This window comes from Acidovorax sp. GW823-FHT01C06 (genome assembly GCF_058798375.1).
This window is the reverse complement of record NZ_JBXAKN010000009.1, coordinates 24,337-47,168: the sequence shown is the minus strand read 5'-3', so window position 1 is coordinate 47,168 and position 22,832 is coordinate 24,337. Positions and strand designations below refer to the sequence as shown.

The 22,832-nt window shown below is 70.6% G+C and carries 21 protein-coding genes; 15 read left to right on the top strand and 6 right to left on the bottom strand.

Annotated features, from left to right (window positions below; all coding sequences use genetic code 11):
• Nucleotides 1-3: 3 nt before the first annotated feature.
• Nucleotides 4-468, bottom strand: a complete 465-nt coding sequence (locus AC1RCS_RS17975; protein ID WP_218297028.1) for a MerR family transcriptional regulator — start codon at nt 466-468, stop codon at nt 4-6.
• 165 nt (nt 469-633) lie between these two features.
• Between AC1RCS_RS17975 and otnI the strand changes: the two genes are divergently transcribed.
• The 5 genes from otnI (at nt 634) to AC1RCS_RS17950 (ending at nt 7,736) form a co-directional block, all read left to right on the top strand.
• A complete protein-coding gene (gene otnI, locus AC1RCS_RS17970) occupies nt 634-1,446 on the top strand; it encodes a 2-oxo-tetronate isomerase (protein ID WP_492246439.1) in 813 nt (270 codons plus the stop codon).
• A 217-nt stretch (nt 1,447-1,663) separates the two neighbouring features.
• Entirely contained in the window at nt 1,664-3,664 is a 2,001-nt protein-coding gene (locus tag AC1RCS_RS17965; protein WP_218339362.1) for a methyl-accepting chemotaxis protein, read from the top strand.
• A 130-nt stretch (nt 3,665-3,794) separates the two neighbouring features.
• Entirely contained in the window at nt 3,795-5,039 is a 1,245-nt protein-coding gene (locus AC1RCS_RS17960) for a GGDEF domain-containing protein (protein ID WP_218297205.1), read from the top strand.
• A 174-nt stretch (nt 5,040-5,213) separates the two neighbouring features.
• Entirely contained in the window at nt 5,214-6,701 is a 1,488-nt protein-coding gene (locus tag AC1RCS_RS17955) for a M20 family metallopeptidase (protein WP_218297031.1), read from the top strand.
• A 153-nt stretch (nt 6,702-6,854) separates the two neighbouring features.
• Nucleotides 6,855-7,736: an alpha/beta hydrolase gene (locus AC1RCS_RS17950; RefSeq protein WP_218297032.1), complete on the top strand. Its 882-nt coding sequence runs from the start codon at nt 6,855-6,857 to the stop codon at nt 7,734-7,736.
• A gap of 65 nt (nt 7,737-7,801) precedes the next feature.
• Here the strand turns inward: AC1RCS_RS17950 and AC1RCS_RS17945 are convergent, their stop codons facing one another.
• Nucleotides 7,802-8,287 carry a YidB family protein gene (locus AC1RCS_RS17945; protein WP_218297033.1) on the bottom strand — a complete coding sequence of 162 codons (486 nt, stop codon included), beginning with the start codon at nt 8,285-8,287 and terminating at the stop codon, nt 7,802-7,804.
• Nucleotides 8,288-8,520: 233 nt separating this feature from the next.
• Nucleotides 8,521-9,879, bottom strand: a complete 1,359-nt coding sequence (locus tag AC1RCS_RS17940) for a M20/M25/M40 family metallo-hydrolase (protein ID WP_369640896.1) — start codon at nt 9,877-9,879, stop codon at nt 8,521-8,523.
• 168 nt (nt 9,880-10,047) lie between these two features.
• On the opposite strand from AC1RCS_RS17940, the gene AC1RCS_RS17935 reads away from it, so the two are divergent.
• Nucleotides 10,048-10,971 (top strand): LysR family transcriptional regulator, encoded by a 924-nt coding sequence (locus AC1RCS_RS17935; protein ID WP_492246438.1) that lies wholly within the window; start codon nt 10,048-10,050, stop codon nt 10,969-10,971.
• On the opposite strand, the gene AC1RCS_RS17930 is transcribed toward AC1RCS_RS17935, so the two are convergent.
• On the bottom strand, nt 10,968-12,143 hold the full coding sequence (locus AC1RCS_RS17930; RefSeq protein ID WP_369640895.1) for an MFS transporter: 1,176 nt from the start codon (nt 12,141-12,143) through the stop codon (nt 10,968-10,970). The two genes, AC1RCS_RS17935 and AC1RCS_RS17930, sit on opposite strands and share 4 nt — an antisense overlap.
• Before the next feature lie 196 nt (nt 12,144-12,339).
• Here AC1RCS_RS17930 and ubiU point away from each other — a divergent pair, with 196 nt between their 5' ends.
• From ubiU to ubiD, 7 genes are all read left to right on the top strand, one after another.
• Nucleotides 12,340-13,374 carry a ubiquinone anaerobic biosynthesis protein UbiU gene (gene ubiU, locus AC1RCS_RS17925; RefSeq protein WP_218339364.1) on the top strand — a complete coding sequence of 345 codons (1,035 nt, stop codon included), beginning with the start codon at nt 12,340-12,342 and terminating at the stop codon, nt 13,372-13,374.
• 193 nt (nt 13,375-13,567) lie between these two features.
• Entirely contained in the window at nt 13,568-14,497 is a 930-nt protein-coding gene (locus tag AC1RCS_RS17920; RefSeq protein WP_492246437.1) for a U32 family peptidase, read from the top strand.
• Between the two features lie 18 nt (nt 14,498-14,515).
• The gene (gene trhA / locus AC1RCS_RS17915; RefSeq protein WP_492246436.1) at nt 14,516-15,136 is read left to right on the top strand and encodes a PAQR family membrane homeostasis protein TrhA; all 621 of its coding nucleotides are present in this window, start codon (nt 14,516-14,518) and stop codon (nt 15,134-15,136) included.
• 18 nt (nt 15,137-15,154) lie between these two features.
• Nucleotides 15,155-15,682: a ubiquinone anaerobic biosynthesis accessory factor UbiT gene (gene ubiT / locus AC1RCS_RS17910; RefSeq protein WP_492246435.1), complete on the top strand. Its 528-nt coding sequence runs from the start codon at nt 15,155-15,157 to the stop codon at nt 15,680-15,682.
• Between the two features lie 3 nt (nt 15,683-15,685).
• Complete coding sequence (locus AC1RCS_RS17905; protein WP_218297041.1) at nt 15,686-16,096, top strand: putative zinc-binding protein; 411 nt, start codon at nt 15,686-15,688, stop codon at nt 16,094-16,096.
• A complete protein-coding gene (locus tag AC1RCS_RS17900; protein WP_218297042.1) occupies nt 16,089-16,685 on the top strand; it encodes a UbiX family flavin prenyltransferase in 597 nt (198 codons plus the stop codon). The genes AC1RCS_RS17905 and AC1RCS_RS17900 overlap by 8 nt, the downstream gene beginning before the upstream one ends.
• Before the next feature lie 78 nt (nt 16,686-16,763).
• Nucleotides 16,764-18,251: a 4-hydroxy-3-polyprenylbenzoate decarboxylase gene (gene ubiD / locus AC1RCS_RS17895; protein WP_492246434.1), complete on the top strand. Its 1,488-nt coding sequence runs from the start codon at nt 16,764-16,766 to the stop codon at nt 18,249-18,251.
• Nucleotides 18,252-18,284: 33 nt separating this feature from the next.
• Here ubiD and AC1RCS_RS17890 read toward each other — a convergent pair whose 3' ends face one another.
• Both AC1RCS_RS17890 and AC1RCS_RS17885 read right to left on the bottom strand, forming a co-directional pair.
• Nucleotides 18,285-19,091 (bottom strand): VOC family protein, encoded by an 807-nt coding sequence (locus AC1RCS_RS17890; protein WP_492246433.1) that lies wholly within the window; start codon nt 19,089-19,091, stop codon nt 18,285-18,287.
• Between the two features lie 34 nt (nt 19,092-19,125).
• On the bottom strand, nt 19,126-19,725 hold the full coding sequence (locus tag AC1RCS_RS17885) for an OsmC family protein (protein ID WP_218297045.1): 600 nt from the start codon (nt 19,723-19,725) through the stop codon (nt 19,126-19,128).
• Between the two features lie 300 nt (nt 19,726-20,025).
• Between AC1RCS_RS17885 and AC1RCS_RS17880 the strand changes: the two genes are divergently transcribed.
• On the top strand, nt 20,026-21,735 hold the full coding sequence (locus tag AC1RCS_RS17880) for a TIGR04028 family ABC transporter substrate-binding protein (RefSeq protein ID WP_492246432.1): 1,710 nt from the start codon (nt 20,026-20,028) through the stop codon (nt 21,733-21,735).
• Nucleotides 21,736-21,882: 147 nt separating this feature from the next.
• On the top strand, nt 21,883-22,821 hold the full coding sequence (locus AC1RCS_RS17875; protein ID WP_492246431.1) for an ABC transporter permease: 939 nt from the start codon (nt 21,883-21,885) through the stop codon (nt 22,819-22,821).
• The last annotated feature ends 11 nt before the right edge of the window (nt 22,822-22,832 follow it).

The window sequence follows — 22,832 nt, the reverse complement described above, 5'->3', positions numbered from 1 at the left end:
GGATCAAGCCGGCGCGCGATGCGGCGCGCCCCGCGCCACCGGGGCGGTGAATTGCCGGGCGTCGCGGGCCGCGGGCGGAACCGGCGCGGCCACGGCGCAGGCCTGCGCCGTGGCGGGCACGGCCATGCCGTCGCAGGCATGCAGTTGCGCCTGCAGCTGCGCCAGTTCGGCATCGAGCGCCTGCAGCCGCAGCAGCTCCTGCGCCACCGCCACCCGCCGGGCCGCCACCCGCTGCGCCATGCGGTCCCCGCCCTCGGCGGTGTGCATCTGGTCCAGGCCATCGAGTTCCGACAGCCGAAAGCCCAGGGCCTGGGCCTGGCGGATCAGCCGCACCTGGGCCACATCGGCCTCGCCGTACTGGCGGTAGCTGCCGTTGCGCGCCACGGTGCCCAGCAGGCCTCGCCCCTCGTACAGGCGGATGGCCTTGGGGGTGGTGCCGGTGCGTCGGGCGAGTTCTCCAATGCGCATGCGTGTGTCCTTGGTGTACCGTCAGGCTGCTATTGAATATATAGCTGTTCGCGCTTGTCCATGTAGCGCCAGGGGCTGTTTTGAGCCTATTGCTTCGCAGCGGTGCGCCCAGGCCCCCATGCCGCGCGATAAGCTGCCGGGTCCCGACGCCCTCCACCGCCTGCCATGCCCCAGTTTGCCGCCAACCTGAGCCTGATGTACACCGAGCTGCCGTTCCTGCAGCGCTTCGAGGCCGCCGCGCGCGACCGGTTCACCGCCGTGGAGTTCCAGTTTCCGTACGCGTTCGCGCCCGCCGAGGTGGCCGCGCGGCTGCAGGACAGCGGCCTGCAGCTGGTGCTGTTCAACGCCCCGGCGGGCGGCACCGACCGCGCCGGCATGGCCGCCGCCTGGGAACACGGCGCACGCGGCACGGCCGCGCTGCCGGGGCGCGAGGCAGAGTTCCGCGCGGGAGTCGAGGAAGCCCTGCGCCATGCCGAGGTGCTGGGCTGCCCGCGCATCCATGTGCTCTCGGGCACCGTGCCGCCGGGCGTCGAGCGCGAATCGCTCAAGGACCTGTGCGCGGGCAACCTGCGCTGGGCGGCAGCGCAGGCCGCGCGGGCCGGGCGCGAGATCCTCATCGAGCCCATCAACCTGCGCGACATGCCGCGCTACTTCCTGAACCGGCAGGACCATGCCCACGAGCTGCTGGATGCGGTGCAGGCCGACAACCTCAAGGTGCAGATGGACCTGTACCACTGCCAGATCGTGGAAGGGGACCTGGCCGCCAAGCTGCGGCGCTACCTGCCCACGGGCCGCGTCTCGCACATCCAGATCGCCGGCGTGCCCGGCCGCCACGAGCCCGACACCGGCGAGCTGAATTACCCCTACCTCTTCGACACCATCGATGCCCTGGGCTACCGCGGCTGGGTCGGCTGCGAATACCGGCCGGCGGCCGGCACCTCCCAGGGCCTGGGCTGGATGAGGGGGAAGACCCCCTGATCCGCATTGGGCCGTCCCCCCGGGGGGGCCCCGTTTCGCACGCTATGGTCCATGCACGGGCCGCGTCGAGGTACGCAGCTTTGCGTAAGGGAATGCGTGAATAAATGTAACAAGCCTCCGGACTTAGAGTGAAGCAGCGTGTTCTCAGGCGTTTGAGAACCCTTTCTGAGACCGGCCCAGCCGGCTTTGGGCTTTCAATCTCCAGGAGACATACCGCATGGCCGCTTCCCTTGCCAACAACCGTTCCGTCGCCCGGCAGGTCACGCTGGCGGCCATTGCGCTGGTGGCCCTGGTGCTCGTGTTCGTGGGGCTGGCCATCGCCGTGCTGACCGAGCGCAGCACGCGCGCCCAGGTGGTGGCCAGCGTGGGCGACACGGCGCAGAGCGTGGCCCAGTCGCTGGACGCGGCCGACAACACCAACCGCGAACTGGTGCAGCTCACCATGCGGGGCTTTCAGCGCTACTTCGAGGGCGTGATGCACCTGGACGAGGCCACGGGCGAGCTGCGCAGCTACGGCGCGCTGGTCAACGAGGACTACGGCTCGGTCGACAAGTTCGCCAGCGAGACGGGCGGCATCGCCACGGTGTTCGCGCGCAAGGGCGAGGACTTCATGCGCGTGACCACGTCGGTCAAGAACGACAAGGGCGAGCGCCAGCAGGGCACGCCCCTGTCCCGCGACGACCCGGCCTACGCCACGGTGGCCAGGGGCGAGCCCTACACCGGCGTCACCGTGGTGGGGGGCAAGCCCTACATGGGCCACTACCTGCCGTCCAAGGACGCCTCGGGCAAGGTGATCGCGCTGCTCTTTATAGGCAACGACATCAGCGTGTTCCACGCCATGCTGCAAAAGCAGGTGGCGCAGACAAAATTCTTCGAGCACGGCGGCACCTACGTGGTCAACCCCGGCGCCTCGCTCGACAAGGCCGTGTTCGTGTACCACCCCACGGCGCGCGGCAAGCGCGTGCTGGAGGCCTACCCCGAGGCGCGCCCCTTCTTCGAGGCGCTGGCCGCCTCCGGCGACGGCTTCGTGCGCGAGGCCGCGCCCGTGCTGGGCGCGGGCGCCACCGACCCCTGGGCGCTGGTGCGCAAGACGGGCGGGGGCTGGTGGGTGGTGGCCGAGGTGGCCGACGGCGAAGCCATGGCCAGCCAGCGCCGCGTCACGCTGGCGGTGTGGGGCCTGATGGCCCTGGCCGTGGTGCTGCTGGCCATCGGCCTGTTCCTCATGCTGCGCCGGGGCGTGAGCCGCCCGCTGCAGGACCTCACGCAGGCCATCACGCTGGTGGCGCAGGGCGACCTCACCGAGGAATTCCGCACCACGCGGCGCGACGAGATCGGCGCGCTGGTGCAGGAGGTCGAAGGCATGCGCCAGCGCTACACGCAGATGCTGCAGCAGGTGCGCACGGCGGTGGACAGCATCACCACCGCCAGCGCCGAGATCGCCAGCGGCAACCAGGACCTGTCGGCCCGCACCGAGGCCACGGCCAGCAGCCTGGCCCAGACGGCACAGAGCATGGAGCAGCTCACGTCCACGGTGCGCCAGTCGGCCGATGCCGCGCGCCAGGCCAACCAGCTGGCCAGCACCGCCGCCGCCGTGGCCGCGCGCGGCGGCCAGGTGGTGGGCGAGGTCGTCACCACCATGGGCGACATCAACCAGAGCTCGCGCAAGATCGCCGACATCATCAGCGTGATCGACTCCATCGCCTTCCAGACCAACATCCTCGCGCTCAACGCGGCGGTGGAGGCGGCGCGCGCGGGCGAACAGGGCCGGGGCTTCGCGGTGGTGGCCAGCGAGGTGCGGTCGCTGGCGGGGCGCAGCGCCGAGGCGGCGCGCGAGATCAAGGCGCTCATCGGCGCCTCGGTGGAGCGCGTGGAGTCGGGCGCGCGCCTGGTGCAGAACGCGGGCAGCACCATGGACGAGATCGTGGGCTCTGTCCAACGCGTGGGCGACATCATTGGCGAGATCACGGCGGCCTCGGGCGAGCAGTCCGACGGCATCGGCCAGGTGAACACGGCGGTGAACCAGCTCGACCAGATGACCCAGCAGAACGCCGCGCTGGTGGAGCAGTCCGCCGCCGCCGCCCAGAGCCTGCGCGACCAGGCGCAGCGGCTGGCCGGGGCGGTGCAGGTCTTCAAGCTCTCGCGCGGCCCCGGCGGCGAGCCTGCGCCCGCGGACCGGCCGGCCTTGGCCGCGTCCCCCGCCCCCGCCCGGCTGCGCTGACGGGCCCGGGCCTGCGGGGGCCGGTGGCGGGCCCGGCGCGGGCGGCTTGGCAATTGATCGGTTCTCGCGCCCGATTCCATGGTTTATGCTGGGCTGAACTTCCTTGTCCGCACAACCCCACCTGCCCGCCATGGCCGCCCATGTTCCCACCATGCTGGCAATGATCATTGTCAGCTCGCTGATGATGGCGGCCTCCATGGCCGTGGTGGGCTGGGGGCGCCGGCGCGACGGCCTGGGGCGGTGGGCCGCCGCCCTGCTGGTCAATGCCATGGGGCACCTGCTGATCATGCTGCGCGGGCAGGTGCCGGACGCGCTGTCCGTGGTGGTGGGCAACCTGCTGCTGTCCTGCGTCTTCGTGGGGATGATCGCGGCGATCTACCAGTTCCAGGGCCGTCCGGTGCGGTGGCTGCTCTTGCTCACGCCGTCCGCGCTGGTCACGGGGTTCGTCATCGCATTCATCGACAACTTTCCGGCGCGCGTGAGCTTCGTGGGCCTGGCCATCGGCCTGCAGGCCGTGTGGGCCCTGGCCGCCGCGCTGGAGCGCCGCCATGCCACCGTGGGGCGCGGCCAATGGCTGCTGGTGGCGGGGCTCGGGCTGGAGGCGCTGGTCCTGGGCGGCCGCGCGCTGCTGGCCCTCAGCGCCAGCGAGGCGGCCACCGGCATCCTGCAGGGCAGCGCCCTGCAGACCCTGACCTTCATGGGCACCGTGTCGGTGGTGCTCATCAGCTCCATGGGCTTCGTGTTCATGTCGCGCGACCGCGCGGACGAAAACAACCGCATCATGGCGGCGCTCGATCCGCTCACGGGCGTGGCCAACCGCCGCGCGCTGATCGCCGCGCTGGACCGCGACGTGGCGCGCGCCGTGCGCACGCGCGAGTCCATCGCGCTGATGATGGTGGACATCGACCATTTCAAGCGCGTGAATGACCGCCACGGCCACCCCGCGGGCGACCAGGTGCTGTGCAGCGTGGTCAGCGTGCTGAAGGAGCGCGTGCGGGCGCAGGACCTCGTGGGCCGCTACGGCGGCGAGGAATTCATGGTGGTGCTGCCCGACACCACCCTGCTGGGGGCCGAGCAGCTGGCGCGCGAGCTGTGCAAGGCGGTGGAGGAATCGCGCTGCCGCGTTCGCCCCGCCGGCGCCGCCGATGCCGATGCGGGCGTGGGCATCGCCGTCACCGCGAGCATCGGCGTCTTCGGCGGCCGGCTGGAACCCGGCGACAGCTGGGACATGCTGATCGCCGCCGCCGACCGCGCGCTCTACCAGGCCAAGGAGAACGGGCGCAACCGCGTGGAGGTGGCCACGGCCCTGCGGCGCCCCGCCTCCCAGATGGCGGCGCGGGACAACCCCGAGACCCACCCGGCTTCCAGATATTGAAATGCCTCCCCGCGCGCCCTCCCTCAGGGGGCGGCGCCCGCTGCGCGGGGGCTGGGGCGCGTGCGGCGTCCGCGCCCGCCGTGAAGGTCTCTGCGCGCCCACCGTGGCGTCCGCGCGGGGGTTGTGTTGGAATGCTGTTTTTGGTCCCCCAGAGACTTTTTCAGGAGAGCCCCCATGAATGCCCGTGTCCCCCACCAGATCCTGCAACCTGCACTCGCGCTCGAGCGGGTGAGCCAGGCGTGGGACGACGACATTGTTCGCCAGTTGACCGACTACATCGCCATCCCCGCCAAGTCGCCCATGTTCTCGCCCGACTGGGCCGAGCAGGGCCTGCTCGACACCGTGGTGCGCAACGCCGCCGCGTGGGTCGAATCGCAGAAAGTCGAAGGCCTCACGCTCGACGTCGTGCGCCTGGAAGGCCGCACCCCCGTGCTGTTCTTCGAGATCGCATCCACGCAGCCCGGCGCGACGGACACCGTGCTCATGTACGGCCACCTCGACAAGCAGCCCGAGTTCTCGGGCTGGCGCGGCGACCTGGGCCCCTGGACGCCCAAGTACGAGGACGGCAAGCTCTATGGCCGGGGCGGCGCCGACGACGGCTACGCGGTCTATGCCAGCATCGCGGCCGTGCAGGAATTGAAGCGCCAGAACGTGCCCCACCCGCGCATCGTGGGCCTGATCGAGACCTGCGAGGAAAGCGGCTCGCGCGACCTGCTGCCCTACATCGATGCCCTGAAGCCCCGCATGGGCAACGTGGCGCTGGTGGTGTGCCTGGATTCGGGCGCGGGCAACTACGACCAGCTGTGGCTCACCACCAGCCTGCGCGGCATGGCCACCGGCACGCTCAAGGTCGAGATCCTGACAGAAGGCATCCACTCGGGCGACGCCTCGGGCCTGGTGCCCTCGTCGTTCCGCATCATGCGCCAGGTGCTCGACCGGCTGGAAGACAGTGCCACCGGCCGCCTGCTGCCCCAGAGCTTCCACTGCGAGGTGCCCCCCGACCGCCTGGCCCAGGCCCGCGCCACGGCCGCCATCCTGGGCGAAGAGGTGTACAAGCGCTTCCCCTGGGCCCACTACGACTGCGGCGGCGCCACCACCTTCGCCCTGCCCACCACCACCGACCCGGTGCAGGCCCTGCTCAAGCGCACCTGGGAGCCCACGCTCAGCGTCACCGGCGCCGAGGGCTTCCCGGCGCTGCAGGACGCCGGCAACGTGCTGCGCCCCTACACCGCGTTCAAGCTCAGCCTGCGCCTGCCGCCCCTGGTGGATGCCGGCCAGGCCGTGCAGGAGCTCAAGGCCCTGCTCGAAGACAACGCGCCCTACCAGGCCAAGGTCACCTTCCAGGGCACGAGCGGGGCCACGGGCTGGAACGCGCCCAGCGCCACGCCCTGGTTCGAACAGGCGCTGAACGAGGCCTCGCAGGCCCACTTCGGCGCGCCGTGCGGCCATATCGGACAGGGCGGCACCATCCCGCTCATGAACATGCTCAGCGAAGGCTTTCCCACCGCGCAGATGATGGTCTGCGGCGTGCTGGGCCCCAAGAGCAACGCGCACGGCCCCAACGAGTTCCTGCACGTGCCCTACGCCAAGAAGCTCACCGCCGCCGTGGCGCAGGTGATCGCGGCCATGGCGGCGCAGCAGGCCACCGCCGTGGCGGCCTGAACCCCACCGCGCGCATCGCCGTCCCCGCGCATGTGCCCTGGCGCTGCCTCCTCCCCCGGTGTGTGGATGCAGCCGCCCGCCTTCCCCCGCACCGCAACGCGCGCCGCCAGGGCGCTGGCCCGGCCGGCCGCGTTGCCTTGAGCCCGTTCCACCATGTCCTCTGACTCCATTGCGTCCACCCTGAGCACCTTGACCACCTTCACCGCGGGGGATGGGGAAAACCTGGCGGTGCAGGACTGGCCCCTGGTGGGGCGCGGCGTGCCGGCACGGGGCACCGTGCTGCTGGTGCACGGCCTGGGCGAACACGTGGGCCGCTACGACGCCCTGGCGCGGCGCCTGAATGCCTGGGGATTCGCCGCGCGCGGCTACGACCAGTACGGCCACGGCGAGTCGAGCGGCCCGCGCGGCGGCCTCACCTCGGACATGCGGCTGCTGGACGACCTGGCCGACATGGTGGACGCCACCCGTGCCCGCATGCCGGCCGGCCAGCCCCTGGTGCTGCTGGGCCACAGCATGGGCGGGCTGGTCGCCTCGCGTTTTGTGTCCCTGAACCTGCGGCCGGTGGATGCGCTGGTGCTCTCATCCCCCGCGCTCGACGCGGGCTTGGGCGCCGTGCAAAAACTGCTGCTGGCCACGCTGCCGCGCATCGCACCGAACCTGCGCGTGGGCAACGGGCTGGATGCGCAGTACCTCTCCCACGACCCGGCCGTGCCCGCGGCCTACCTGGCCGACCCGCTGTGCCACGACCGCATCAGCGCGCGCCTGGCGCGCTTCATCGCCACGGGCGGCCCCGCCACGGTGGCCCGCGCCGCGCACTGGAGCGTGCCCACGCTGCTCCTGTGGGCGGGCAGCGACAAGCTGGTCAATCCCGCCGGCAGCCGTGCCTTCGCGGCCGCCGCGCCCCGGGCGCTGGTGCAGTCGCACGGCTTCGAGCCCTTGTTCCACGAGCTGTTCAATGAAAGCCCCGAACTGGCCGCGCCGGTGTTCGACATGCTGCGGCAGTGGCTGGAGCGGCGCTGCCCGGCGGCGGGGTGAGCGCCGCCGCAGTGGTTTCGGGCCAGAGTGGCCGGTAGCGCTTGTCCATCAAGCGCTGAAAGCTACTATTTTTGTAGCAAACCGCCCAGCATTCCAAACAGGTCGCTGGACGTTCCAAACCCGCCCTGCGGCGCCTCGCCGCGCGGGCTGAGCTGGTCGATCAGGCCCGGCAGCACCTGGGCCAGCTGGCCTGCCGCCGCGCCGGAGCCCACGCCCAGCTGCGCGGCGATCTGCGACAGCGGGCCGCTGCCCAGCACGTCCGAAAGCTGCTCGCCCGAGATGGCCTGGTTGGGCCCCGCGCTGAGCCAGGAGGCGATCACGTTGCCCAGCCCGGCCTGCTGGAACCGGGCCATCAGGCCCGGCAGCCCTCCCACCGGGCCGTCGTTGCTGATGAGGGACATCACGGCCTGCACCAGCTGGGGGTTCTGCGCGGCCAGGCTCAGCAGGCCACCCAGCCCGCCTGCGGCACCGCCGCCGCCGGCGGAGCCCTGGGGGCCGCCCTGTGATGCGCTATTGATGACGGCACCCAATACGGAATCGAGCAAACCCATGGTGATCTCCTGCAGAAGGGGGTAAAAAACGGCCGAGCGCCGGCCCGGGGCCGCTCACGGCCCTGGGCCCGGTACCAGCGATGGTACGCATCCGCGCCCTGGCCCCACTGTCAACAATCGTGAATTCCCCTACCGCCCGTGCGTGGGCGACGGGCTGGGCCGGCAAAGTTGGCAAGGCTGGCAGGTGCCGGGCCGCCGGCCAGGGCGTGGCGGGAGGGCCCGCCGCCCGCCGTTCACTGGCTGCGCGCCGGGCGTTTCTCCAGCAGGGGTTCGCTCACGCCCTGCACCCCCACCAGGCCCAGCACCGTGACCAGCGAGGTCTGCGCCCCCTGCCAGGCATCGGTCAGGTCGATCCACTCCGACAGCGCATGGAAACCACCGGTCTTGCCCCCGCCCCCGATCACGATGGCCGGGATGCCCAGCGACATGGGCACGTTGGCATCGGTGCTCGCGCCACCCAGCACCGTCTTGCGGCCGAACGCGGTGTTGGCGCGCACGGCGGCTTCCACGATCAGCGAGTCCGCCGCCGTGCGGCCGCCGGGGCGGTCGCCGATGAGCCTGGTGGAGGCGGAGAGCGTGTTCACATTCCAGCGTGCGTTCTCCTCGGCCACGGCGGTATCGATGGCCGAGAGCACCTGCTTTTCGGTGGCCAGCAGCGGGGCCATCTCGTCGGAGCGGATGTCCACCGCCATGCGCGCATCGGGCGCGATGGTGTTCACCGAGGTGCCGCCGCCCACCGTGCCCACGGTGAAGGTGGTCTTGGGGCTCTTGGGGGTGCGGATCTCGGCGATCCTGGCGATGGCGCGGCCCATGCCGTGAATGGCGCTGGGCACCTCGCCAAACGCTGCGTAGCTGTGGCCGCCCGGGCCCTTGAAGGTCACCTCGTGGCGGTGGCTGCCCGTGCCCAGCACCAGCACCGTGCCGTCGGGCGCGGGCTCCAGCGCCACCAGGCCGTCAATGTCCAAGTGCTCCTTGAACAGATGCTTCATGCCGCGCAGGTTGCCCAGCTCTTCCTCGCCCACATTGCCCACGAACACCAGGTCGCCCACCGTGGCGACCTTCTGGTCGTTGAGCACCTTGAGCCACGACAGCAGCACGGCCAGGCCGCGCGTGTTGTCCGAGATGCCGGGCGCATAGAGCTTGCCGTCGCGCTCCTTCACCTTCACGTCGGTGCCGGCGGGGAAGACGGTGTCCAGGTGGGCCGAGATCACGAGCTTGGGCCCGCTGCCCGTGCCCTTGCGGATGCCGACCACGTTGCCTTCGGCGTCGATGGCGGCGCTGGCCAGGCCCAGGGCCTTCAGGCGTGCGAGGAAGGCCTCGGCGCGCCTTTGCTCCTTGAACGGTGGCGCCTCGATCTCGGTGAGCATGCGGAGGTCTTGCGCCGCGCGGTCGTGGTCGGCCTTCACCGCGTCGAGCAGCTTCAGGATCTGGGGCGCCGCCATGAGCTGCGTGTAGGCCTGGTCCACGGCCGGGCGCAGCGTGGTGGGCGTGGCGGCGACGGCGCCTTGCGCGTGGGCGGCAGGGCCCAGCAGCGCGGCGGCCAGCGCCACGGCGCCGGGAGTGAAGCGGAAGATGGAGGCAGGGTTCTTCATGGTCGGGATGATGGAGAGTGCGGAGTTGCGAAGGAAGGGGGGCCCGGCCAGACGCGGGCCGCGGCATCCGGTGCGCGCGGCGCCTGGCACGCAAGCGCCCTGCAATTGTTGGACCGATTGGCGGGGCGCGGTTCTGCTTTAATCTGCCGGGCCGACAGTTTTTCTTACATGCGCCAGCACATTCCCAGCACCCGCGCCCTGCTCGTTTTCGATGCCGTGGCGCGCCACCACGGCGTGAGCAAGGCCGCCGAAGAGCTGTGCCTCACGCACAGCGCCGTGAGCCAGCAGCTGCGCCTGCTCGAAGGCCAGCTGGGCCTGCAGCTCGTGCAGCGCGGCGCGCGCGGCTCCACGCTCACCGAGGCGGGCCGCCGCTACCACGCGCAGGTGGTGGGCGACCTGCTGCGCCTGCAGAACCACACGCTCGAAGCCATGGCCCAGCGGCCCGACGGCGCGCGGCTGCTGGTGGGCTGCGTGCCCGTGTTCGCCGAGCGCTGGCTGCTGCCGCGCCTGCCCGCCTTCCTGGCCACGCACAGGGGCTGCAGCCTGCACCTGCAGGTGTACCCCACGCACACCTACATGCAGGAGATCCCTTTCGACGTGGCCGTGCAGTACAACGACGCCGCCTGGCCCGGGGTGCAGCCCGTGCCGCTGATGAGCGAGGTGTGCGTGGCCGTGTGCGCTCCCGGCTCGCGCCACCGGCGTGCGATGGAGCGCGGCGACTTCCGCGCGGTGCCGCTGCTGCAGCTGAGCTCGCGGCTGGGCGCGTGGGATGCGTGGTTCACCCGCGCGGGCATCACGCGCGTGCCGGCGCACAGCCTGGGCGGCCACCGGTTCGACCTGTTTTCCATGCTGGTCGAGGCGGTGCGCGCGGACCTGGGCATCGGCCTGGTGCCGCACTACTTCGTGGAGCGCGAGCTGCTGTCCGGCGAACTGGCGCTGGCGCATCCCCACCATGACAGCGGCCTGCGTGGCTACAGTCTCTTCGTGGCGCAGGGGCGGCAGGAAGACCCCGCCGTGGCCACGTTTGCCCGGTGGCTCGCCCACGCGGTCGCGGTGCCGGGCGGTGCCGGCACCGGAGCCACGCGGGCCTAGACGGCGCGCCGCCGCCGGGCCGCGAGCCAGGCGAGCGCCAGGCCCGTGACCACGATGGGCACCAGGGACCCGGCATTGAGCAGCGTCCAGCCCTGCGTGGTGACCAGCACGCCGGACGAGAACGAGCTGAGCGCCAGCGTGGCGAACACGCAGAAGTTGATGGCGGCCTGGGCGCGGTCCTTTTCCTCGGGGCGGTAGGCGGTCATGGACAGCGTGGTGGCCCCCGTGAACAGGAAGTTCCAGCCCACGCCGAGCATGAACAGCGCGATGCCGAAGTGGTGCAGCTCCACGCCCATGAGCGCCACGGCCACGCAGGCCAGGTTCAGCAGCACGCCGGCGCCCATGATGGACAGCACGCCAAAGCGCTTGATGAGGTGGCCGGTGACGAAGCCGGGCGCGAACATGCCGATCACGTGCCACTCCAGCACCAGCGCGGCTGCATCGAAGTTGAAGCCGCACACCTGCATCGCCAGCGGCGTGGCGGCCATCAGCAGGTTCATCACGCCATAGCCCAGCGCCGCGCCCAGGATGGCCACCACGAACGCGGGCTGGCGCATCAGCTCGGACAGGGGGCGGCCCGCGACGGGCTGCCCCGCGGCGTCGCGCCGCGCGGGCTGCGCCTCGAAGCGGATCGCCGCCATGCACAGCATGGACAGCAGGGCCACGCCCATGAGCACCACGTAGGCGCCCGCGAAAGGCACCGGAAACAGCGTGCGCGTGGCGCTGGCCAGGTTCGGCCCGGCCACGGCGCCCAGCAGGCCGCCCGCCAGCACCAGCGACACGGCCTTTTCGCGGTAGGCCGCGGGGGCCAGCTCGGCGGCGGCAAAGCGGTAGAGCTGGCCATTGGCGCTGTAGTAGCCCGCCACCACGGTGGCGGCGCACAGCAGCCAGAAACTGGCGCTGAAGGCCGCCCACGCGCACAGGCCGCACGACGCGACCGCCACGGCCAGCCCGATCTGGAACGACACCTTGCGGCCCCACCGGGCCTGGCTGCGGGCCACGAGCGCGGTGGACAGGGCCCCGCCCACCACATAGCCCATCACGGGCAGCGTGGCCATCCAGCCAAAGGGGGCGAGCTGCAGGCCCACCAGGCCGTTGATGGCGATGAAGACCACGTTGTTGGTCAGGAAAAGGCCCTGGCACAGGGCCAGCAGCCACAGGTTCTTGTTCACGGCGAAGGGTGTTGTTGGAATGGGGAAGGAAAGGGTCGAGGCGGGCATGGGCGGCCGGGCCGCGTCAAAGTCCGACTGCATTGCTCTGGCATTGTGCACTCCGGTTGATGAAGATCAGCCGGCGCGCGCAGCGGCCTCGGTATGGTGCCACCCAGTGCTTGGGCTCCCACCGGGGGCCTGCGTTTGAACCAGAGCCATGGAACCCCACAACCCTGCAGAGGCCGCGCCCGCCCTCGAACTCGTCTGCCCCGCCGGCAGCCTGCCCGCGCTCAAGGCGGCGGTGGACCATGGTGCCAGCTGCGTCTACCTGGGCCTGCGCGACGCGACCAACGCGCGCAACTTCGCGGGCCTGAACTTTGACGAGGCGGCCATCGCCAGCGGCATCGCCCATGCGCATGCGCGTGGCTGCAAGGTCTTCATGGCGCTCAACACCTACCCGCAGGCCGCCAACCCGGGGCCGTGGCGCAGCGCCCTGGACAAGGCGGTGGACCTGGGCGTGGACGCGGTCATCCTGGCCGACCCGGGCCTCATGCAATACGCGGTGCAGCGCCACCCCCGGCTGCGGCTGCACCTGTCGGTGCAGGGCTCGGCCACCAACTACGAGGCCATCAACTTCTACCGCGAGCAGTTCGGCATCGTGCGCGCCGTGCTGCCGCGCGTCCTGTCGATGGAGCAGGTGCGCCAGGTCATCGACCGCACGCCCGTGGAGATCGAGGTGTTCGGCTTTGGCAGCCTGTGCGTGATGGTCGAGGGGCGCTGCGCGCTGTCGTCGTATGCGACGGGCGAATCGCCCAACACGCACGGCGTGTGCTCGCCCCCGAAGGCCGTGCGCTGGGTGGAAACGCCGCAGGGCCGCGAGTCGCGCCTGAACGGCGTGCTGATCGACCGCTATGCGCCCGGCGAGAGCGCCGGCTACCCCACGCTGTGCAAGGGCCGCTTCGACGTGGGCGGCGACGAGAACTACTACGCCATCGAGGAGCCCACCAGCCTCAACACCCTGGAGCTGTTGCCCCAGCTCGTGAAGATGGGCGTGCGCGCCATCAAGATCGAAGGGCGCCAGCGCAGCCCGGCCTACGTGGCCCAGGTCACGCAGGTCTGGCGCGAGGCCATCGACCAGTGCCTGGCCCACCCCCACCGCTACGCGCCCAAGACGCGCTGGATGGCCAGCCTGGACCAGGTGGCCGAAGGGCAGCAGCACACGCTGGGCGCCTACCACCGCCCCTGGAAATGAAGAACAACCCCCTGATGCGCTTCGCGCCTTCCCCCTTCTCTCGCCTCGCTTGCGCGATGCGGGAAGGGGGACACCGCCAGCGCGGCGGGGCGGCCCTTGCGCGGCGGTCGCTGGCTTGGGCCGCGCCAGATTCGAACTCCATGCGCCGCTCCCAGCATCTGGATCCCACGATCAAACCCCTGAAGCCCGCCCCATGAAACTCTCTCTCGGCCCCCTGCTGTACTACTGGCCGCGCGACACCGTGTTCGCGTTTTACGAAGCCATGGCCGCCACGCCCGTCGACGTGGTGTACCTGGGCGAGACAGTGTGCTCGCGCCGCCATGAGCTGCGCCTGGCCGACTGGCTGGCGCTGGCGCGCATGCTGCGGGACGCGGGCAAGGAGGCCGTGCTGTCCACCCAGGTGCTCATCGAATCCAGTGCGGACGTGGGCCTGCTGCACAAGATCACGGCCAACGGCGAGTTCACCGTGGAGGCCAACGACATGGGCGCCGTGCACTGCCTCTCGCGGCCACCCACCGGGCCGCGGGCCTTCGTGGCCGGGCCGCACCTGAACCTGTACAACGCGCACTCGCTGCAGTGGATGGCGCAGTTCGGCGCCACCCGCTGGGTGATGCCGGTGGAGATGTCGCGGGACGCGCTGTCGGCCGTGCTGGCGCAGCGCCCGCAGGGCCTGGAGACCGAGGTCTTCGCCTACGGGCGCATGCCGCTGGCGTACTCGGCGCGCTGCTTCACCGCGCGCCACCGCAACCTGCCCAAGGACGACTGCCAGTTCAGCTGCCTGCAGCATGCCGACGGGCTGCCGCTGCGCACGCGCGAGAACGAGGGCTTTCTCGTGCTCAACGGCACGCAGACGCAATCGGCCCGCGTCTACAACCTGGCCAACGAACTGGCGGGCCTGCGCGCCTGCGGCGTGGACGTGCTGCGCCTGAGCCCGCAGGCGCAGCACATGCCGCAGGTGGTGGCCGCGTTTGACGAAGCCCGCCACGCGCGCGCCCCCGAGGCGGCCAGCGACCTGGTGGAGCGCATGCAGCCGCTGATGCCCGACCTCCCCTGCGACGGCTACTGGTTCGGCCGCCCGGGCCTGGAGCAGGGGCGCGTGCGGAGCGCCGTGGCGCAGTCCTGACCCGCGGGCCCCCATCGCATGTACGCCGGAGAACGCTTCAACAGCATCAGCCACCTGGCCGGGGCCGTGCTCGCCACGGCGGGCGCGGCCGTGCTCATCACGCTCGCGGCGCGCCTGGGCGACCCGTGGAAGGTGGTCGCCTTCAGCATCTACGGCGCCATGCTGGTGGCGCTGTACGCCGCGTCCACCGCGTACCACAGCGTGCGCCGGCGCGCCATCAAGGCCGTGCTGCAAAAGCTCGACCACTGCAGCATCTACCTGCTGATCGCCGGCAGCTACACCCCGTTCGCGCTCGTGTCGCTGCGCGGCCCCTGGGGCTGGTCGCTGCTGGGCGTGGTGTGGGGCCTGGCGCTGCTGGGCATCGCGCAGGAGATCTGGTGGGCGCGCGGCGCGCGGGCGCTGTCGCTGGCCATCTACGTGCTCATGGGCTGGCTGGCGCTGGTGGCCGTGGTGCCGCTGTGGCGGGCGCTCACGCCCGGGGGCTTTGGCTGGCTGCTGGGGGGCGGGGCCTGCTACACGCTGGGCATCGTCTTTTACGCGCTGGACCACCGCGTGCGCCATGGCCACGGGCTGTGGCACCTGTTCGTGCTGGGCGGCAGTGCCTGCCATTTCTTCACCGTGTTCTTCTACGTGGCCTGAGCGCCCGATTCCTACCCTATGGCTGCTTTCTCCTCTTCGCCTTCGAACCCGCGGGTGGTTCCCCCTCCCGTGGGGGCCGTGCTGTCGCGCCTGCCCGCCTACCCGGGCTCGGTGCTGCTGGTGACGGCGCTCAACCTCGCGCTGGCCCGGCACCTGCCCCCCGACGTGGGACGCCTGCTGTTCGACAAGAAGATGCGGGTGCAGGTGCGCGATGCGCGCCTGGCGTTCGACTTTGCCTGGACCGGTCAGCGTTTCGCGCCCCATGCCCCGCTCGCGGCGCCCGCCGCGGCGGACCTGACGCTCAGCGCCACGGCCCACGACTTCCTGCTGCTCGCCCAGCGCCAGCAGGACCCCGACACGCTGTTCTTCAGCCGCCGCCTGTCGATGGAGGGCGACACCGAACTGGGCCTGGTGGTGAAGAACGCGCTCGACGCCATCGAGCTGCCGGTGCTGGACCCGCGCCAGTGGGCGCAGAGGCTGGCACCGCGCCAGGTGCTGGACCACCTGCGGCGCCGCCGGGGCCCTGCGCCACGCCACGGAGGGTGAGCGATGACCCCCCACCAGGCCCTGAATCATCCCCTCGTCTACTCCTGCTCGGGCTGCTCCAGCGCCGCGCAGCTGGCCAACCACGTGGCGCTGCGTCTGGACCGGCACGGCGTCGCCGAGATGTCGTGCATCGCCGGCGTGGGCGGCGATGTGCCGCACCTGCTGAAAACCGTGCGCTCGGGCCGGCCCATCATCGCGCTCGACGGCTGCCCGCTGGTCTGCGTGAAAAGCACGCTCGCGCGCCACGGCATCACCGCCGACCGGCACTACCAGCTGCAGCACTACGGCGTGAAGAAGCGCGCGCACGAAGACTTCGACCCCGTGCAGGCGGCGCTCGTGCTGGAGCAGGTCGAGGCCGACCAGCAGGCGCAACCCCTGCGCGCCCGGGCGGCCGAGGGCGAGCCCCATGGCTGAGCCCGTGCCCACCCGCCGCATCATCGTCGCCATCTCGGGCGCCAGCGGCGCCGTGTACGGCGCGCGCCTCCTGCAGGTGCTGCAGGGCCAGGGCGGCATCGAGACGCACCTGGTCGTCTCCGACGCGGGCTGGCGCAACCTGCAGCACGAGCTGGACCTGGACCGCCCCGCCGTCGAGGCCCTGGCGCACCGCGTGCACGACGTGCACAACGTGGGCGCGGCCATTGCCAGTGGCTCGTTCCAGTGCCATGCGATGGTGGTCGCACCCTGTTCCATGCGCACGCTGGCCGCCATCGCGCATGGGCTGGCCGACAACCTGCTCACGCGCGCGGCCGACGTGGCGCTCAAGGAACGCCGCCGCCTGGTGCTGATGGTGCGCGAATCGCCGCTGCACCTCACGCACCTGCGCAACATGGTCGCCGTGACCGAGATGGGCGGCATCGTCTGCCCGCCGCTGCCGGCCTTCTACCTGCGCCCGCAGACCGTGGGCGAGGTGGTGGACTACAGCGTGGCGCGCGCGCTCGACCTCATCGACGTGCCCCACGACCTGGCGCCGCGCTGGTCGGGGCTGGAACTGGATGCTCATTAATTGATAGCTATTGGCGCAGCATTTATAAGCGCTACAGGCTGATTTCATTCAAATTCAAAATCAAATTCTGGTACTGATATGGCCTACCGCGACCTGCGCGACTTCATGGCCCAGCTCGAAGCCACGGGCGACCTGCGCCGCGTGCGCGAGCCCGTGTCGCCGCGCCTGGAGATGACGGCGCTGAGCGACCGCGTGCTGCGCGCGGGAGGCCCCGCGCTGCTGTTCACGCAGCCCACGGGCCACGCGCTGCCCGTGCTCACCAACCTGTTCGGCACGCCCGGCCGCGTGGCCCGCGCCATGGGCGTGGCCGACCTGCATGGCGTGCGCGCCCTGGGCGAACTGCTGGCCACCCTCAAGGAGCCCGAGGCACCCCGCAGCGTCAAGGACATGCTGGCCATGGGCCCCTTCCTCAAGACGCTGTGGCACATGGCGCCGCACACCGTGGCCCGGGGCGCGCCCTGCCAGCAGGTGGTGTGGGAAGGGCCGGACGTGGACCTGGCCCGCCTGCCCGTGCAGCACTGCTGGCCGGGCGACGTGGCCCCGCTCATCACCTGGGGCCTGACCATCACGCGCGGGCCGCGCAAGGCGCGGCAGAACCTGGGCATCTACCGCCAGCAGGTGCTCTCGCGCAACCAGGTCATCGTGCGCTGGCTCGCCCACCGGGGCGGCGCGCTCGACTTCGCCGACCACTGCGCCGCGCACCCCGGCCAGCCCTACCCCGTGGCCGTGGCGCTGGGTGCGGACCCGGCCACGCTGCTCGGCGCGGTCACGCCCGTGCCCGACTCCTTGAGCGAATACCAGTTCGCCGGCCTGCTGCGCGGCGCACGCACCGAGGTCACGCCCGCGCTGGGCGTGCCGCTCTCGGTGCCCGCCACCGCCGAGATCGTGCTCGAAGGCCACATAGCGCCGGACGCGAGCCACGCGAGCGGCTGGCAGCATGCGCTGGAGGGGCCCTACGGCGACCACACCGGCTACTACAACGAATGCGCCGAGTTCCCCGTGCTCACCGTGGACCGCATCACGATGCGCAAGGACGCGATCTACCACAGCACCTACACCGGCAAGCCGCCCGACGAGCCCGCCGTGCTGGGCCTGGCGATGAACGAGCTGTTCATCCCGCTCCTGCAAAAGCAGTTCCCCGAGATCGTGGACTTCTACCTGCCGCCCGAGGGCTGCAGCTACCGCATGGCCGTGGTGAGCATCCGCAAGGCCTACGCGGGCCACGCGCGGCGCGTGATGATGGGCGTGTGGAGCCACCTGCGCCAGTTCATGTACACCAAATTCATCGTGGTGGTGGACGACGATGTGGACGTGCGCGAATGGAAAGATGTGGTCTGGGCCATCACCACCCGCATGGACCCGGCGCGCGACACGCTGCTGGTGGAACACACGCCCATCGACTACCTGGACTTCGCCTCCCCCGTGAGCGGCCTGGGCAGCAAGATGGGGATGGACGCCACGAACAAATGGCCCGGCGAAACCCAGCGCGAGTGGGGCCGGCCCATGCGCATGGCCGACGCGGCCACGGCCCGTGCGGAGCAGTTGTTCGCGGCGCTGGGGCTCTAGGACCGCCAGCCGCGCAGCCACTCGGGAGGACTCTTACGCCGCCGCGAATTCGATGGCCGCGCCATGGGTGCGGTCTGCCGTGGGAGGCGCCGGCGTGGCACCGTCGGTGGCCAGTACCAGTGCGTATGGGCCCTCGCCCCGCGTGCCCAGCTGTGTGCTGGCCGCATGGCCTGCCGTGCCCGGCAGCGGCCCTGCCTGCGTCAGCACCAGGGTGCTGCGCCCGAGGGTGACCGTGCCCACCCGCGCGCCCGTGCCGGGCTGCAGGAAGGGCGCGCTCACGTTGGCGGCCTGGGCCTCGCCCAGCAGGGCGCGGTAGTGGGCCAGGCTGGCATCCAGGTCCTTCACGGCCAGGGCCAGGCTGGCCACGCCGCGGGCGCCGTTGGGGTGCACGCGGGCGTTGCCTTCGGGCACGCGCAGCGCGCGCGGGGTCTGGTCGCCGCACAAGAAGGGCAGGTCGTGCGACGGGGGGCGCGCCGTCTGCCACCGCAGGCGTTCGCCATCGGGCCGCACGCGGCCGCCGTCGTGCGGGCCGCTGTAGGCCAGGCCCCGGTCCTTGGCGCCGGCCACCGTGGTGGTGGTGTCGGGTGGCAGCAGCGCAAAGTCCACGATGCCGTCGCCGTGCGCGTTCAAGAGCTCCCACCAGCGCTCGCCGGGCGATGGCGAGCGCCAGGCGATCAGCTCGAAGTAAGCGCTGTCCGCGAAGACGACCAGCGCGTTGTAGGTGGGTCGGCCGGGGTGCTCCCCGCCCTGCAGCACGTTGAATCCGAGGGCGCGGTAGTCGGCGATGGTCTGGTCCAGATCCTTCACCGCGATCACGATGTGGTCGAGTGTCAATGCCATGGTGGCTGGGTTCCTTGCGTGGTCAATCGGCGGGTCAGGCGGGCACGGCTTCGGCGGCTGCGGAGGGCTGTGCGGCAGGCAGCGGTGCGGCGGCGCCGGAGTTGGTGAGCGCCACGCTGGCGCGCACCTGCTGCGGGTTGCGCAGCAGGTTCAGGATGGGGCAGGTGCGTTCCACCGCCTCGAACAGTGCGTCGATGTCGGCCCGGCTCGCGGGCGAGTCGATGTGCACCGTGTAGGCGATGTCGTGCGGCCAGATGGGCGTCTGTTCGTGCCCGGGCTTGCCGCCGCGCGGGTCGATCACGCCGCTCACTTCCACCTCCAGGCTGGTCAGCGGCACCTGGCGCGAGGCGGCCTGGATCAGGAAGATGTGCGTCACGCAGCTGCCCAGCACACCGAGCTGCAGCTCGGGCGAACTGGGGCCCAGGTTGTAGCCCGCGAAATCGGGCGGGCTGTCGCTGATCACCTGGTGGTCGCGGATGCGGATGCGGCGCACGCCGCTGCGGCCTTCGGCGCTCACGCGGGCTTTCAGGGCCGCGGGCTGCGCCGTGCCGCGCTCGATGGCCGCGTCGCGCGCGAGCACGGCGGCGCGCTTCTCGGCCAGGTAGTCGTTGAGGGGGGCGGGGGAGTGGGACATGTGGCGGTGTTCTTTCCAACCGCTTGCGGCCTCGGACATCGGGCACGGAACAAGCAGTGTCGTGGGGAGATTGTTGGAAGCCGCACCCGTGAAGCCAACAAAGAAAACCGTGCTCGCATATGCAGGTTCCAGATAAGCGCGGCGAGCGGTTTGCTGCATCGTTTTCCGCATATCGATGCTACTTAATACATGCATGCCCGGGCCTGTGCACCGATAGCATGAATACACATGAACTGGCTCCGCCGCAGTGTGCACACCGTGCCGCTGCCTGCGACGAAGGGGGTCGGATGTGTCATTTCAATGCCTGTGCGGCGACGAGGTCAAAACGTGTTTCTTGCAAAGAAAAAATCGGTGGGATGGTGGGCAGTGGGCGTATCGGCCGTGACCCTGGGCGTGCTGGTGGCGGGCTGCTCCAGACAGGCCAGCGAGCCAGCCGCCTCCACCAGCGTGGTTGCCGACCAGCCCGTGCAGGGCGGCACGCTGGTGTACCTGGAGCAGCAGGCGCACACCAACCTGTACCCGCCGGCGGGGGGCTTCTACCCGAACGGCGGCATCCTCAACCAGATCACCGACAAGCTCACCTACCAGGACCCGAAAACGCTGCAGATCCAGCCCTGGATCGCCGAGTCCTGGACCGTGAACGACACGGCCACCGAGTACACCTTCAAGCTGAAAAAAGGCGTGACCTTCTCGGACGGCACACCGCTCGATGCCGCCGCCGTGGCCAGGAACTACGACACCTACGGCCTGGGCAACAAAGAGCTCAAGCTGCCGGTGTCCGAGGTGATCAACAACTACGACAGGAGCGAGGTCGTGGACCCGCTCACCGTCAAGTTCTACTTCAAGAAGCCCTCGCCGGGCTTTCTGCAGGGCACGTCCGTCATCGGCTCGGGCCTGGTGTCGCTGGCCACGCTGGCGCGGCCTTTCGAAGAGCTGGGCGACGCGACCAAGATCATCGGCTCGGGCCCCTTCGTGGTGACGGCCGAGACGCTGGGCAAGGAGCTCACGCTCACCGCCCGCAAGGACTACGCCTGGGGCCCGGCCCAGCACGCCCACCAGGGCCGGGCGCGGCTCGACGAGATCAAGCTCATCGTCACGCCCGAAGACAGCGTGCGCATCGGCGCGCTGCTGTCGGGCCAGGCGGGCTTCATCCGCCAGGTGCAGGCCTATGACGAAAAGCGCGTGTCGGACCAGAAGTTCGCCATCTACGCTCCCTCCACGCGCGGCGTGAACAACAGCGTGGTCTTTCGCCCGGACAACGCGCTGGTGGCCGATGTGAAGGTGCGCCAGGCGCTGCTGCACGCCACCAACACCAAGGAGATCGTGCAGACCCTGTTCTCGGCCAACTACCCGCAGGCCACCTCGGTCATCGCGTCCACGGCCTTGGGCTACGTGAACCTGTCGGCCAAGCTGGGCTACGACGAGGCCAAGGCCAAACAATTGCTGGACGACGCCGGCTGGAAGATCAATGCCAACGGCCTGCGCGAGAAGGATGGCAAGGAGCTGGTGCTGGCCGCGTACGAGTCGCTGCCGCAGCCGCAAAACAAGGAAACCCTGCAGCTCGTGGCGCAGCAGTGGGCCAAGGTGGGCGTCAAGCTCAACGTGCTGGCGGGCGACTCCGGCAGCCGCACGGTGGACAGCCTCGACCCCGAGAAGACCCCTGTGGCACCCGGCATGGTGGGCCGCGCCGACCCCGACGTGATCAAGAGCAACTACTACCCGACCAACCGCAACGTGCTGCTGCAAAAGGGTGGTGTGAGCAGCAAGGTCAAGTCGTTCGAAGACACGAAGCTGAACGGTTTGCTCGAAGCCATCGCCGCCGAGACCGACCCGGCCAGGCGCCTGGCGTTCACGGCCGATGTGCAGAACTACCTGATCGACCAGGCCTATGTGATCCCGGTGTTCGAGGAGCCGCAGGCCTTCGCAGGCGCACCTTCGGTCAAGGGCGTGGAGTTCGAGGCCGTCGGCCGCCCCAGCTTCTACGGCACCTGGGTCGCGGCAAAACATTGACCCCCCTGAGTCGCTGCGCGCCTTCCCCCTGAGGGGGACGCCACCGGTGGCCCGGCGGAGCCGGTTCCACGGTGGCACTCGCATGGGCGTTGCGCCGGTTTCAAACGTTGTGCCGCTGCAGTTGCTGCTGCTGAAGGAGTGAATTCCATGTTCAAGTACCTTGCCCATCGCACGGGCCAGGCCCTGTTGGTGCTGTGGGCGGCGTTCACCGCGTCGTTCGTGTTGCTGCAGCTGTTGCCGGGCGATGCGATCCTGATCAAGTTCCTGAACCCCGAGTTCGGCCTGGGCCCGCAGGAGATCGCGGACATCCGTGCGGCCTACGGCGCGGACACGTCGGTGTGGCAGCAGTACCAACACACGCTGCTGGGCTTCCTCGGCGGCAACTTCGGGTATTCGGTGCAGGCGGGCGTGCCCGTGAGCCAGGGCTTGGCGACCAACCTGCCGCCCACGCTGCGCCTGGCGGGGCTGGGCTTTGCGGCCGCGCTGCTGCTGGCGGTGGTGCTGGCCTTTGCCTCGCAGCTCACGCGCTGGGGCTGGCTGCGTTCGGCGCTGCAGTCGCTGCCCTCGCTGTTCATCTCGGTGCCGGTGTTCTGGCTGGGGATCATGCTGATCCAGGTGGTGTCATTCCGCCTGGGGTGGATTCCGGTGATCAACCCCGGCAAGTGGCAGGGCCTGGTGCTGCCCACGCTCACGCTCGCCATTCCCATTGCCGCGCCGCTGGCGCAGATCCTGATCCGCAACATCGACGAGGTGCTCACGCAGCCCTTCGTGGCCGTGGCGCGGGCCAAGGGCGCGACGCGCCAGTGGGTGCTGTGGAAGCACGTGGCGCGCAACGCCGTGCTGCCCACGCTGACCATCGCGGGCGTGCTGTTCGGCGAACTGCTGGCGGGCGCCGTGGTGACCGAGGCAGTGTTCGGCCTCAACGGCCTGGGCAGCCTCACGCAGCAGGCGGTGGGCAACCAGGACACCGCCGTGCTGCAGGCGGTGGTGGTGGTCTCGGCCACGGCCTTCGTGTTCATCAACCTGGTGGTGGACCTGCTCTACCCCGTGTTCGACCCCCGCCTGCGTTCGCGCCTGGGCACCTGAGGAGATCCCGC